Source organism: Solibacillus kalamii (genome assembly GCF_002174535.1).
In the GTDB taxonomy this organism is placed as follows: domain Bacteria; phylum Bacillota; class Bacilli; order Bacillales_A; family Planococcaceae; genus Solibacillus; species Solibacillus silvestris.
Genome location: NZ_NHNT01000001.1, coordinates 739,242 through 753,146 on the forward strand (window position 1 = coordinate 739,242; position 13,905 = coordinate 753,146).

Annotated in this window: 12 protein-coding genes and 1 pseudogene; 6 read left to right on the top strand and 7 right to left on the bottom strand. The window is 38.9% G+C overall.

The window, feature by feature from the left end:
- The first annotated feature begins 87 nt into the window (after positions 1 to 87).
- The 4 genes from CBM15_RS03460 (at position 88) to CBM15_RS03475 (ending at position 3,605) form a co-directional block, all read left to right on the top strand.
- Entirely contained in the window at positions 88 to 798 is a 711-nt protein-coding gene (locus CBM15_RS03460; protein ID WP_014824803.1) for a DUF5058 family protein, read from the top strand.
- 19 nt (positions 799 to 817) lie between these two features.
- Positions 818 to 1,525, top strand: coding sequence for a hypothetical protein (locus CBM15_RS03465; RefSeq protein WP_008404649.1), 708 nt, complete (start codon positions 818 to 820; stop codon positions 1,523 to 1,525).
- Positions 1,522 to 2,712, top strand: coding sequence for an amidohydrolase (locus CBM15_RS03470; RefSeq protein WP_087615745.1), 1,191 nt, complete (start codon positions 1,522 to 1,524; stop codon positions 2,710 to 2,712). Before CBM15_RS03465 ends, CBM15_RS03470 begins: the two co-directional genes overlap by 4 nt.
- A gap of 314 nt (positions 2,713 to 3,026) precedes the next feature.
- A complete protein-coding gene (locus CBM15_RS03475) occupies positions 3,027 to 3,605 on the top strand; it encodes an SET domain-containing protein (RefSeq protein WP_087615746.1) in 579 nt (192 codons plus the stop codon).
- Positions 3,606 to 3,699: 94 nt separating this feature from the next.
- Here the strand turns inward: CBM15_RS03475 and CBM15_RS03480 are convergent, their stop codons facing one another.
- The gene (locus tag CBM15_RS03480) at positions 3,700 to 5,889 is read right to left on the bottom strand and encodes a DNA topoisomerase III (RefSeq protein ID WP_087615747.1); all 2,190 of its coding nucleotides are present in this window, start codon (positions 5,887 to 5,889) and stop codon (positions 3,700 to 3,702) included.
- A 564-nt stretch (positions 5,890 to 6,453) separates the two neighbouring features.
- Between CBM15_RS03480 and CBM15_RS03485 the strand changes: the two genes are divergently transcribed.
- Together CBM15_RS03485 and CBM15_RS19115 are read left to right on the top strand one after the other, a co-directional pair.
- On the top strand, positions 6,454 to 6,654 hold the full coding sequence (locus tag CBM15_RS03485) for a cold-shock protein (protein ID WP_008404655.1): 201 nt from the start codon (positions 6,454 to 6,456) through the stop codon (positions 6,652 to 6,654).
- 286 nt (positions 6,655 to 6,940) lie between these two features.
- Positions 6,941 to 7,156 (top strand): hypothetical protein, encoded by a 216-nt coding sequence (locus CBM15_RS19115; RefSeq protein WP_140405548.1) that lies wholly within the window; start codon positions 6,941 to 6,943, stop codon positions 7,154 to 7,156.
- On the opposite strand, the pseudogene CBM15_RS03490 reads toward CBM15_RS19115, so the two are convergent.
- The 6 genes and pseudogenes from CBM15_RS03490 to CBM15_RS03515 form a co-directional block, all read right to left on the bottom strand.
- Positions 7,081 to 7,254, bottom strand: a pseudogene (locus CBM15_RS03490) (LytTR family DNA-binding domain-containing protein); the annotation flags it as partial. The gene CBM15_RS19115 and the pseudogene CBM15_RS03490 overlap by 76 nt on opposite strands.
- Positions 7,255 to 7,360: 106 nt before the next feature.
- Complete coding sequence (locus CBM15_RS03495) at positions 7,361 to 8,527, bottom strand: aminotransferase-like domain-containing protein (protein ID WP_087615748.1); 1,167 nt, start codon at positions 8,525 to 8,527, stop codon at positions 7,361 to 7,363.
- Between the two features lie 162 nt (positions 8,528 to 8,689).
- Positions 8,690 to 9,877: an MFS transporter gene (locus CBM15_RS03500; protein ID WP_087615749.1), complete on the bottom strand. Its 1,188-nt coding sequence runs from the start codon at positions 9,875 to 9,877 to the stop codon at positions 8,690 to 8,692.
- The gene (locus CBM15_RS03505) at positions 9,874 to 10,290 is read right to left on the bottom strand and encodes a MarR family winged helix-turn-helix transcriptional regulator (RefSeq protein WP_087615750.1); all 417 of its coding nucleotides are present in this window, start codon (positions 10,288 to 10,290) and stop codon (positions 9,874 to 9,876) included. The genes CBM15_RS03500 and CBM15_RS03505 overlap by 4 nt, the downstream gene beginning before the upstream one ends.
- 280 nt (positions 10,291 to 10,570) lie before the next feature.
- Entirely contained in the window at positions 10,571 to 11,386 is an 816-nt protein-coding gene (locus CBM15_RS03510) for an undecaprenyl-diphosphate phosphatase (protein WP_087615751.1), read from the bottom strand.
- Positions 11,387 to 11,434: 48 nt separating this feature from the next.
- Positions 11,435 to 13,627: a HelD family protein gene (locus CBM15_RS03515; protein ID WP_087615752.1), complete on the bottom strand. Its 2,193-nt coding sequence runs from the start codon at positions 13,625 to 13,627 to the stop codon at positions 11,435 to 11,437.
- Positions 13,628 to 13,905 lie beyond the last annotated feature (278 nt).

Below are 13,905 nucleotides of genomic sequence, written 5' to 3' on the forward strand. Positions count from 1 at the left end.
TAGAGGATTACACATTGTTTCGCAACAAGAAAACAAAGTATAGTATTAAAAAACTGAATTGTTCGTCAATTTAAAGGAGGGGTTTTATTGAACTTAGCATCAGAGATTATGGATCATCCGATTTTATGGGTTATAGCATTTGTCGTTGTACTCATTGTAATTTTCCAAGCCATTGTCTTTATACGTATTTCAAAGAAAGTAGCACCAGAAGTAGGCTTAACGAACAAGGAAGTCACTTCAATTATTCGAACAGGTGCAATTAGTTCATTAGGTCCATCATTTGCCATTATTATTGTGGCCATTTCTTTAATTACTTTAATTGGTGAACCAACGACAATGATGCGAATTGGTATTGTCGGATCAGCACCGATTGAAACAGTAGGAGCAAGTCTAGGGGCTGAAGCAGCAGGTGAAGAGTTAAGTGACAAAAGCTTCTCAGCACAAGCATTTACAGCAGCAGTTTGGACAATGTGTTTAGGCGGCATGGGATGGTTGATTGTTACAGCATTGTTTACGAAATCTCTTGGTCGCCTTCAAAGTAAGTTAACGAGCGGTGGCGGCAACCGGGCAAAATGGTTAAGTGTCATTTCGACTGCAGCAATGATTGGTGCTTTCGGATATTTTGGTGGTGGCCAGATCGCAAAAGGTATGAATGAAACGATTATTTTTATAGTCGCTTTACTTGTAATGCCGGTTATCATGTGGGCAGCTCAACGCTTTAACCAGAATTGGCTCCGTGAGTGGTCACTAGGATTAGTTATTTTAATCGGTATGAGCGTCGGGTATTTCTTAATTTAATTGAAGGAGGATGATTAAAATGGTCGTTTTAGAGCGTCACACAACAGATGCTTCACCTACAAAAAGCGAGGAAAACTTTGCAACGTTTCATAGTCAGGCACATTTCTGGGGTCGTCTTACTATTTGGAGTGTCATCATTTGTACGATAGCCCTTCCCCTCTATTTATCATTTGGTCTAGGGTACCATCCAGGTTGGTCTGTTATCTTAACAGGTTTTTTAAGTTACGGGGCCGTTGTATCGATCATCTGGTTTGTCGAGCCAATTAGCTACTACCCTATTTTAGGTGTGTCGGGCACGTATTTGGCCTTTCTAACAGGTAATATCGGAAATATGTGCTTACCTAGCGCATCTATTGCCCAATCTATTGTGAAAGCAGAGCCAGGGACACGCAAAGGTGAAGTTACCGCAACATTAGCGATTTCTGCTGCTTCCATTGTGAATACAACAATGCTTATAGCTGTGATTTTAGGGGGTTCTTACTTAATTAATGCGTTGCCTGAGTCAATCCGCGCCAGCTTCAGCTTTGTATTGCCGGCTATCTTTGGTGGAGTGCTTGCGCAGTTCGCATTAAAGAAACCCGTTTGGGGAATCGGCGCTATTGGATTAGGGATTTTTGCAGCGCTTGGTCCCATTCCGCCGTCGTTCCAAACATTTATTTGTATTGCAGGAACAGTCCTCTTTGCCGTAATTCTTGAAAAAATGAAAGCGAGTGAACAAACATCATGACAATTAAACAACAGTTAATGGATAAGTTAGCAGCACGGAACGATGAGATGATTGCCATTCGCCGTCATCTACACGAACATCCGGAACTCTCCTTTGAAGAACAGCAAACAGCACAGTATATCGCGGATTTCTATGCAAATAAAGACGTAAAGGTCCATCGCAATGTCGGCAATGGGTACGGAATTATTGTAGAAATTCAAGGGCAACATCCAGGTCCTGTCATCGGGATACGTGCAGATTTTGATGCTTTACCGATTGAAGAAGAAACAGATGTCCCATTTAAATCGAAAAACCCGGGTGTCATGCATGCTTGCGGTCATGACGGTCATACCGCGTATTTGCTCATTTTAGCGGACTGTCTCATCCAGTTAAGAGATGAATTGCATGGAACAGTGAAAATTATTCATCAGCATGCAGAGGAAAAACCGCCTGGTGGTGCCAAAAGTATGATGGCTTCCGGTTTACTCGATGACTGTGAAATTATTGTTGGGGCACATTTATTCCCAACATTTAAAGTCGGACATATCGGATATCGTGCTGGCGCTGCAATGGCTGGCCGCTCATTTTTCAAATTGGTCGTACATGGTACAGGAGGGCATGGTTCTTCCCCTCACCTGGCGAATGATGCAATAGTTGCAGCCTCGAACTTTGTAACGACTGTACAAACGGTTATTAGCAGACGGTTAAACCCGTATGATATGGGTGTCGTTACAATCGGTTCATTTGATGGAAAAGGAACGTTTAATGTTATTAAAGATGCCGTAACGCTTGAAGGTGATGTGCGTTATATGAACGACACTGTTCACGCTACGATTGAAAAGGAAATCAAACGGTTGGTAGACGGTTTAGAAGTCCAGTTTGGTGTTACTTGCACGCTCACTTACGAAAAGGATTATCCACCGTTAGTAAACGATAAGGACCTGACAAACTTTGTCGTTGAAACATTGGAAGCTTCGGAACAGGAAGAAATCATTGCGATTGAAGAAGCACCGTTGTTTTCAGGGTCAGAGGATTTTGCGTATTATGCACTCGCAAAGCCATCCACTTTTTATTATATTGGCTGCCAACCAACGTACTTAGATGTACCTTATATGAACCATCATCCAAAGTTTGATATTGATGAACGGGCATTATTAGTTGCAGCAAAAGCTGGTGCAGAAGTCGTTGCTAAATATTGCTTAAAATAAAGTTGCCTAAATGCCATTATTCTCTAAAGGAGAAAATGGTATTTTTGCTGTTTTTAAAATAAATTCCCCTTCAACTTGTTGGTCATACATACCCCCATCAAAAACATCCCTATCCTCATGATTTTGTAATGAAATGAAATTCTCCCTCTACAATAAAATCCAATGCATCAAAGCATTATAAATACTGACTATAGCCTATTCCAAATAGAAAGCAATGACATAAACATATTAAAACAATCTGATTTCAAGGAAATAACTCATCTCTTATTCAATATAACATTTGAATGGGCTTTACTTTTAAGGAGGAATAACAAATGATGCATCCACATACAGAAATTCAATTTGTCAGTGAGCAGGTCGGCGTAGGTGTCTTTGCAACTAAACTAATCCCTAAAGGGACGATTGTTTGGATTAAAGATGACCTAGACTTGATGCTGACAGAGGAGTTTATCGAAAGCCTTGGTGATTTGCAAAAAGCGGATGTCTATAAATATGCGTACTTAGAAACTGATGGTATCTATGTCCTTCATTGGGATCACGCAAAATATATGAATCACAGTTTCAAACCAAATTGTGTCGATACAGCATATTATTTTCAAATGGCCGCAAAAGACATTCAACCTGGCGAGCAATTAACATGTGATTATGGAACTTTAAGAGGTGTTGAGGATTTTGAGTGCATCTCTGAAGAAGGCACATCGAGAACAAAAGTAACGGCAAATGACTATTTAACCTATTATGAAGAATGGGATGAAATGGCACGGGATACATTCAAATATTTCAATGCCGTAGAGCAGCCGTTAAAGTATTTAATCAAGAAGCAATACGTTAACAAAGTGAATGCCGTTGCGAATGGTACTGCGCCAATGGATTCGATTCTTACGCTATATTAGATTAATTTGAAGAAACTACGGTACCCATTTAAAACATAAAAACCGCACTTGTTAAAGTACGGTTTCCATTCCTGCATGTAATCAATAAAGCGAGTTACTCATCAAATTTCATGCCTTTTAATAAATCCGCAAATGCGTTATTAATTGGCTCTACTTCTTTTTCTTGCTGCTTCAAATATTTTTGAACACTGCGTTTATCAACTTTACCGCCGCCTTCTTTTTTACGGCGCGCTTCGAATGCGGATAATTTTTCGCGGTAACCGCATTTACATACGAAAATTTGGCCTTCACCTTGTCCGTGCAGCTCCAGCTTTTTCTTACATTGCGGACAACGGGCATTCGTTACACGTGAGACGTTTTTACGGTGACCGCACTCACGGTCCTGGCATACGAGCATTTTTCCTTTTTTCCCGTTAACTTCAAGCATTGGCTTTCCGCAATCCGGGCAGGACTTCGTTGAAATATTATCGTGCTTGAATTTTTTATCGCTGTTTTTAATGTCGGCCACGATTGCTTTTGTATGCTGTTTCATTTCATTAATGAAGACATCTTTTTTCAGCTTACCCTTAGCAATTTGCTCAAGCTTTTGCTCCCATTGTGCCGTTGTTTCCGGAGATTTTAGTTCATTCGGTACCAAATCCAGCAGCTGGCGGCCTTTTGACGTAATATGAATGTCTTTTCCACGCTTTTCAATAAGGAACGAATTGAACAATTTATCGATAATATCGGCACGCGTCGCAACAGTACCTAACCCACCTGTCGATTTTAATGTATCGGCAAGCGCTTTGTTTTGCGTATTCATATATTTCGCCGGATTTTCCATCGCTGTTAGTATTGTCGCCTCTGTAAAACGCGCTGGCGGTTTTGTTTGTCCAGATGTTTGGGCAAGTAATGTCACGTTTAGCACTTGTCCTTTTTCAAGACGCGGCAACAGCTGTTCCTTCACATCCTCTGAAGTTTCCTCGTCATCAAAACGATTCGAGTATACTTCTTTCCACCCAGCAGAAATAACCGTCTTACCGCGTGCGATAAATTTTTCTTTCCCGATTTCGGCTTGAACTGTTAATTGCTCATACTCATGAACAGGGAAAAGAACTGCAAGGAAACGTTTTACGACTAGATCGTAAATTTTACGCTCTTTATCATTGAAGTTCGCAAAATTCACATATTCTTCAGTCGGAATAATCGCATGGTGATCGGATACTTTACTATCATCAACAAACGATTTATTTGCTTTAATCGGTTTTGTTAGTACTTTGTTTGCTAACGTACGATATTCCCCTACAGAACATGCTTTCAAACGCTCAGGCAATGTGCTGACAATATCGGATGAAAGATAACGTGAATCCGTACGCGGGTATGTGAGCACTTTATGTGATTCATATAGTTTTTGCATAATATTCAACGTTTCTTTTGCCGAATATCCGAATAGCTTATTCGCATCACGTTGTAATTCAGTTAAATCATATAGTCCAGGAGAGAATGACTTTTTCGGTTTACGTTCAATATCGATTACTTTCGCATTTTGCTTGTCTAATGTATGAACGATTTTGTCGATCTTTTCTTTATCAAAACTGCGTGCATTGCCGTTTTGATCCTGCCATGTCAATTTCAGCTCTTTCGTTTGAGCTTCGATTCCGTAATACGTTTGAGGTTTGAAATTCTTTATTTCATCTTCACGAGCGGCAACCATTGCAACAACCGGTGTTTGTACACGACCTGTATTAAGCTGTGCATTAAATTTCGTCGATAATGCGCGACTTGCGTTCAGTCCGATATACCAGTCAGCTTCACTTCGGGCAACCGCTGCATAATATAGATTTTCATATGCTTTCCCTGGCTTTAAATTCGCAAAGCCTTCTTTAATCGCTTTATCGGTAACCGAAGAAATCCATAGACGTTTAACCGGTTTATTTACTTTTGCGCGTTCAATAATCCAGCGTGCAACAAGTTCCCCTTCACGACCGGCATCTGTTGCAATGATAATTTCATTGACATCATTACGTGTTAGCTGCGACTTTACCGCATTGTACTGTTTGCTTGTCTGCTTGATTGTTGTTAGTTTCAGACGTTCCGGCAGCATCGGTAAATCGGCTAAATCCCACTTCTTATATTTCTCATCGTAGCTTTCCGGATCTGCCAGCGTTACTAAATGTCCTAAAGCCCATGTGACGATATATTTGTCTCCTTCTAAAAATCCATTACCTTTTTTATGACACTTCAGCACATTCGCAATATCGCGTGCAACTGAAGGTTTCTCTGCTAGTACTAAGCTTTTAACCATTGTAAACAACCCTTTCGTAACTCTTTGAACCAACTATACCATACATCAATAGCACCTAGATGTATTAGCTTTGCGACCCGTATTCAGAAAAAAATTATTGGATGTCACAAAAATTGTTATAAGAATATAATATGATGTTTAGCATTTTAAAAGTCGGGTATATTAGTTTTAAGCAACAAAATTATTCAAATAAATCTTAAAAATGATTTTGGGTTGTTGATTATGAATATGTTTTCAAATAAAAGGTAAAATAGTTATTAATTACATAAATTTTTACTTATTATTCGGTTTATACAGTAGTAAAGTACTATTAAATAGATGTATTCTACTCATACTTTCCCTTCATTTGTATGAAAAATCAAAATTTTCTCCTTCATTTCGAATATTTTTAGTAGACATTTGGATAATGTTGTTATACAATAAACTTAATTAAATTGCTTAAGCTGTTTACGATCAATTCACATATTAAAAAAGTGAACGTGTACGCTACGCTCCCTTTTTTAATGTGTGAATTTTTTATACATTTAGCAATTCAATTAATTAATTTTTTGGAGGTTTTCTCTCATGCAACAAGGTACAGTAAAATGGTTTAACTCAGAAAAAGGTTTCGGTTTCATCGAAGTTGAAGGCGGTAACGATGTATTCGTACACTTCTCAGCTATCCAAGGCGAAGGTTTCAAAACTTTAGACGAAGGTCAAAAAGTTGAATTCGACGTTGAAGAAGGCAACCGTGGCCCACAAGCTACTAACGTAACAAAACTTTAATTCTAACGAATTAAGTTCACATAGTTAGTTGCAAGAAGCATACTCTATCGGGTATGCTTCTTTTTATAGTTTCATAATGATGAAAAAATAGCTGTGCCGGAGATTAACTTTCGGCACGGCTATTTCTATTTTTCACGCCTATTCATCTTTCGTGCGGTCTTGAATAATATGTGATTGATATGATAACGGGTATCACTGTTCAAATCGCGATGATGATAAATGCACTTATTAACTCCGGAAGGTCCCTCCTGCTTGTGAAGTTCTACTATTTGCAGTAACTGTGAACTTGGCAACCATTCAACCACTTTCACAAGTACATTTAATGGAGAAAGTTGATGAAGGCATTATATCGACGGTGAAATGTCGCAAATTGAAGTTGTATGGTGTAGATCGATGTATCGTACACCCTATTTCCCAGGAAATCCGTTATATTCCGACAGTTTCTTTTAACTCCGAAAGTTTTGTTCGTGATAACGGCCCTTCTGATTTGTTTGTACTTTGAAGGGATAAGCTGTAACTATTGCGTGTCCATGTAATTATTTCCCTTACTTTCTGTAAATTAACGATAGAGGAACGGTGATAGTGGAAAAGCAGAAATGGTGCAACGGTTTCTTAAGTTCACATATCCTTTTATCTTTGTATAACTACACAGAATAAGAAAAGCTATCACTCGAATTTCTCCGAGCAATAGCTCCCCCACATTTTCTTATAATATTTCTGCTAAACGTTTAATACCCTCTTCGATCGTTTCCGGTGTTGCATTTGTATAGTTCAAGCGTAGTGTGTTAACTGATTCTTTATCTGTGTAAAATGGATTTCCCGGCACGAATGCCACTTTTTTCTCCATCGCCTCCGTAAACTTATCAAGCGCATTTACTCCTTCCGGAAGTGTGACCCACACGAACATACCACCTTCAGGTTTTGTATATTTCACATATGGCGGGAAATATTTTTCCATTGCCGCCAGCATTGCATCTGCTTGTGTTTTGTAAAGCGCTATAATTTTTTCAACATGCGCTTCATACTCATTAGTCGTTAGATACTGGTGCAAAATATATTGTGCGAAAATATTAGTATGTAAATCCGTTGCCTGCTTTGCTGTTTCGACATGATTTAGTAGTTCATGGTTTTTCGTCAAAATATAACCTAGGCGCATACCTGGTGTAACCGTTTTTGAAAACGAACCTAATACGACACTGTTCGTCATCTTCCCTGCTGCGATATATTGCAAGTTTTCACCAGTAAAACGAAGCTCGCCATATGGATCATCCTCGATAAAAATGACATCTTGATCTTTTACCGCCTCAAACACTTCTTCACGGCGCTCTTTCGTATACGTTAAACCAGTAGGATTTTGGAAATTTGGTACTGTGTATACCATTTTCACATTTGGCTGTTTTAGCGCATCCTTAAACTGTTCAACATTCAGCCCTTCTGTTTCCAGTGTGACACCGTAGAAACTTGGTTCACGTAATGTAAAAGCCTGGATCGCGCCTAAATAGCCTGGCTCTTCAATAACAACGCCGTCCCCTTTGTTCAGCAAAACTTTGGAAATAAGCTCCAATGCTTGCTGGGATCCTGTCGTAATAAGGACATCATCTGCTGTATAATTTAAATTCGATTGCTTGTTATTAAGCTTGTCTGCAATATACTGACGTAGCGGCAAATAGCCTTGTGTCGTAGAATATTGGAATACCTTTGCACCATTCGCTTCAATCGCATCATTTACCGACTGTTTTAACTCATCAATTGGAAATGAGATTGGATTTGGCAAGCCTCCCGCAAATGAAATGACGTCGTATGCATCCGTTACCTTTAAAATATTGCGGATGAATGATGACGGTGTTTTTAAAATACTATCAGAATATTGCATAGTGAACTCTCTTCCTTTTTGTAATTTTCAAAATTTTATCACTTTTCAACTAAATACACAATAAGCATGTACCATTTTAGAAGATACATGCTTATTGCTAGTAAGATACTGACATGAAGTTGTTATTCCGATTATTTACCTGAACTGATAAACTGTCATAACTTACGCTAGCTTTTGCTTTCTTCCTACTAATAAATAGTAAAGCGGGATACAAATAAGAATTAGCGGAATCATGGAAACGAAGATTGTTCGGTATGTTGTATGGGGTTCGATCATTCCAAGAATAAAAGGCCCTACCCCTAATCCTAAATCGTACAAAATAAAATATGTCGATGTTGCTAAGCCGAATCGATGAGGCTCCGTTACTTTAACCGCAATTGTTTGAGCGATGGAATTGAAGTTCCCGTAGCCAAAACCAATTAGGACAGCTGCTACTAACAGCATCCAGCCTGCAGATGCCTGGCTAAACAGCAGCATACCTACTGCGAATACAGCAAGACATGGGTATACAATCACGTTTGGACCGCGAACATCCATTAATTTCCCTGTAAATGGGCGGGAAATAATGACAATTCCTGCATATGCCAAAAAGAAATAGCTTGCCGCTTCCACTAAGTTGATTTCTCTCGCATAAAACGTAATAAACGTCATGACGCCAGAGTACGCAAAACCGATTAATAAGGCAATAAATGAAATCGGAAGCGCTTTTGGTTCAATAAATTTTTCAATAAACGATAACTTCTCTGTCTGTTGCCCATTTTGCTTGTTCACTGGCGGTAAAGAGATTTTAACAAAGAAATAAGCAATTAGTAACATAAGCGAAAGACCGGTGTTCATATAGAAAATGACATCAAAGCCATTTTCAAGCTTCAGCATGAACATGCCGACGAATGGACCAATGGCTGTTGCCAGAACCGCGCTAAGACTAAAGTATCCGATCCCTTCTCCTTTACGTGACACCGGTAAAATCATAGCAACAATCGTACCTGTCGCTGTTCCGATCGTCCCGACTGCAATCCCTTGCAATAAGCGGATAATCAATAAATAGACAACGCCCCACTCCATTAAATAAAGTGTTGTTGTTACAAAAAATAAGACAAGGCCAATTAAAAGCATCTTCTGTGGCCCGATATTGCCGATAAGACGCCCAGCCCCTAACCGGCCGATCAATGAACCGATAATAAAAATACTCGAAACAAGCCCTGCAATACTTGTAGAAACATGGTATGTATCTACTGCATAACTTGAAATAGTCACCATTAACAAAAAGAACATTAAAATGGATACAAAGTTAATGACCGATACAATAATAAAATCCTTCGTCCATATCGGTTCTTTTATTTCCTTCATTCTAGCCCTTCTTTCAATATTTTCTCCATATCAGACAGCGCTTTTTTGAAAAGCTCCTGTTGTTCGTCTGTCAGGTTATTTAATAGCTGATCTTGTAGAAATTTAATTTCCGGGGAAATATTTTCATACAATCTTTCTCCTTTTTCCGTCAAACTAATATATTTTTCACGTCTGTCATTGCCTTGTTTCAGTTGGATAAGCTCTCGTTTTGTCAATGTCTTAACATTTGCAGAAACAGTTGGCTTCTCGACATCCCAATATTTCGCGATTTGACTCATTGTAGCCAGCTCTTCATTCGCCAAATATTGCATCAAAGACCAGTTGGCATTGGACAGTTCATGCCCTGCCAGCATACTAGTAAGACGCTGCATATAACGTTTATGAAAACGGTGCAATTGTAAAAAGAAAGTCATAATCAGATTACCTCCCTTTATTTTCTATAATGGTTAGTTAACCTAACTAATTAAATAGAACTCTACTTCATTTGTCAATCTTTTTTTGCTGAACGGAAGTGAATTTGAATGGTAAGATGCTTTTAAAAGCTGATAAATCAAGTTATACACGCACTCAAAAAATGGAGAACTATATTCGGCCAAATAGAGAAATTGAGAAAAATCTCAATTAGCTCTTCCCTTTCCTTAAACAAATAAACACGCTTCATAGCCTTAAAGACTACGAGCGTGTTCATTCGTTTTAAAAGAATATTAATAATAAAATTCCTACTAAAAAGCAGTAATACGTGAAGTAGTGGAGCTTTCCGTTTTTCATAATCCCCATGAACCATCGCATGGCAAAATATGTCATAAACAATGTCGCAAGGAATGTAACTGTATACGGAAGGGCTAAATCCATTTTGTTTGGCTCATCTAGGAAGTCTGTAAACCCTAATACGACACCGCCTAAACTTACCGGAATATACAGCATGAATGAGAAACGCAGTGCCGTCTCCTGTTTCATACCTACAGCAATTGCCGAAATAATCGTTGCCCCTGACCGGCTAATTCCCGGTGTTAATGCTACAGCCTGCCCAAAACCTACTAATAAGGCATCCTTTGCTGATAAATCCCCATCACGTTTTGTTCCGCGTAAATTTCGAATTAACCATAAGGCAATACCTGTCACAAACAGCATAATCGCGATCGTCGTCATGCTCACACTATCTGCAATAACATCACTCAGCAAAACGCCTAAAACACCTGCCGGGATCGAACCGATAATGACATACAGTGCAAAATTAAAGTCTGCACGGTATCGCGCATTTCGTGTTTTAATATACAGTAAAAATCCAGTAATTAATCGAATAATATCTTCACGGTAAATAAACATAATCGCGAACAATGATGCCGTATTCGTTAGAATCGCGAATGTAAAGCCCTGTTCACCCATTCCCAGAAGTTCACTTACAATCATGACATGCCCGCTTGATGACACCGGAATCGGTTCAGTTAAGCCTTGGACAATACCGATAATAAAATGCTTTAACACTAAAATTAAATCAAAATTTTCCATTTGTATCTCCTAAAAAAGTAGTTCTCTTCTGTTAGACGCAAAAGACGCCTAAATGTTCACTTCCTTACGATAATATTGTTCTTTGATGTGTGCAAGCGCTTTTGGCATTGTTCCGTCCGTTACTAAAAATAATTGGCGGGTCGCTCGTGAAGCAATTGTATACAGTAAATACGCATCCATCTCTTCCCGGTATGCATGGGCATTGGCATCTGCTACAAGAACAGTTGTAAATTCAAAGCCTTTCGCCATATAGCCCGGCATGATGAGCAGCCCTTTCATATAAACTTTCTGTTCTTCTGTAACGAGCTGAAGCTGTGGAAGAAGCGGTTTTAATTCATTGTATAATTGCTCGCATGCCAGCTTATTTTTGCATAAAATAACGAAGCTTTCCTCTTCTTTATAATGCGAACCGACAAGACGGGCAATTGTTTTGCCCACTGATTTCGTTTCGATCATTTGTGGCTTATCTCCTGATACACCAAGCGACTCAGTTGTCGTGTTGTTTAAAATCGCGCTCATAAAATCGGTAATTTCATTTGTCGAACGATACGATTTATTCAGCTCGACAGCTTTGAAATGCTTGGACAATGGACCTGCCAGCGAATCCTTCATTTGCGGATGCACAACCTGGTTTTTATCACCCAGCAACGTGTAATGCGCTTTTGGATGCATTGCTTTAATCGTCAACAATTGCAAATACGAATAGTCCTGGATTTCATCAATGACAATATGTTTGATTTTATTATCAATATACAAGCCTTTTACAACCGCTTGCATATACATGATTGGGGCCAAATCTTCGTAATATAATATGCGCTGTTTCAGCGTTTCAGTCGTTGCATCCTGAATCATTTGTGTTTTTAAATTATCATTTTGGAATGTTAACGAATGAAGATACATTTTGTTTAAATTGACAAAACCTAGCTGATGAATCGCATTTTCAAGTTTGCCGTACCTTTTTTGCAGCTTTTCATTTGCCTGTTGCTCGATTTCCTTATCTGTGCCGATATACGTATTGACCGCCTTTAATTCCTTCATTAATACTTTGCGGTCTTTCTTTTTTTCCTGCTCTATTTTTTCCAGCAGTACTGTACGGATTTTTTTCAGGCGAAAATCTATATCCAATGTGCCGAACTTGTCATAAAACAGGTCGGTCAGTTTTTTAGCGGAAACAAACAGCTTTTCCTCCACCTTCAAATTATAAAATGGCATGCCACTCTTCTTTAGACTTTCAATATATTTCAGCAGCTGCTTTACGTATGCATGCGAGCCTTTGAATGCATAGTGCTCGCGTTCCTCCTTGCTCCCCTTTTGAAGACGTTCAATATTTTCGTAGCTTGTTTCTGCTTTGTAATAAGATAATTTCAAATCGCGCAATAAACGGTAATATGTCGTATGTTGAACATTATCCTCACCGAGCTCAGGCAATACGTTCGAAATGTAGTCATTGAACAAATCCGATGGCGAAATAAGCAAAATACTACGTGCATTCATTGTTTGGCGGTATTCATACAGTAAATAAGCAATTCGCTGCATCGCAACAGATGTTTTCCCGCTGCCGGGCGGTCCGAGGACGATTAAATTATCTTTATTTGATGAACGAATGACGATATTCTGGTCACTTTGGATCGTTGCAACAATCGATTTCATCTTCTCTTTTGCCGTATCCGACAGCAGGCTTTGCAGCACTTCATCGCCTACATAAATATCCGCGTCCAGTACTTGCAATAGCTCATCGTACTTTACTTTATACTGGCGGCGGCCTTGTATTGTAACCGGAATATATTCCCCGTCTGGAATTTGATAGCGCGCCTTTCCGACTTTATTTTCATAAAAAAGGCTGGAGATCGGTGCTCGCCAGTCATAAATCAGCACATCATCCGTTTTAGGTTCGCGGAATGTCGATAGGCCAATATATAAATGTTCACGTTCGCCTTCTTCATTTTCAATTGAGATACGCCCGAAATACGGACTTTTATATAAAATTTGCATTTTGCTTAATTGTTCGCTTGCATTCAGATACTCTCGTTCGCGCAATTGCATCGTTTGCAGCATTTGCGAAAACTGGATTGCACTTTCTCCTGACACATCGTTAAACTCCGAAGATGCTTGTGAGCGTTCCTCAACAATGTCGCCTTTTTGCTTTTTTAAATGATTGGACTGAATCTTTATTTGTTGTTTTAGAAGTGCACTAATTTCCTTTAAATGTGTCTCTTCCTGTTGCCATATCGTTTGTTCCACTATTGGTTCGCCTCCAAATGCTCCGGAAGTAAAATCTTCTCTTTACATAAATATTCATGGTACTTCAAAATGACGTTGGATTCAATTGAAACTATTTATGAATCCTCCTCATTACAAATTTTAACAATCCTATTATAGCATCTTCCTAAACCTAAATTATGTTGAATAAAGAAATATATTATACGCAAGTTTATATACATGAATTTTGAGGGGTTATGATGCATTTGCTGAAGGAAATAAAAAAGAAGCTTCCGTATTTAAACGGAGGCTTCTTAATG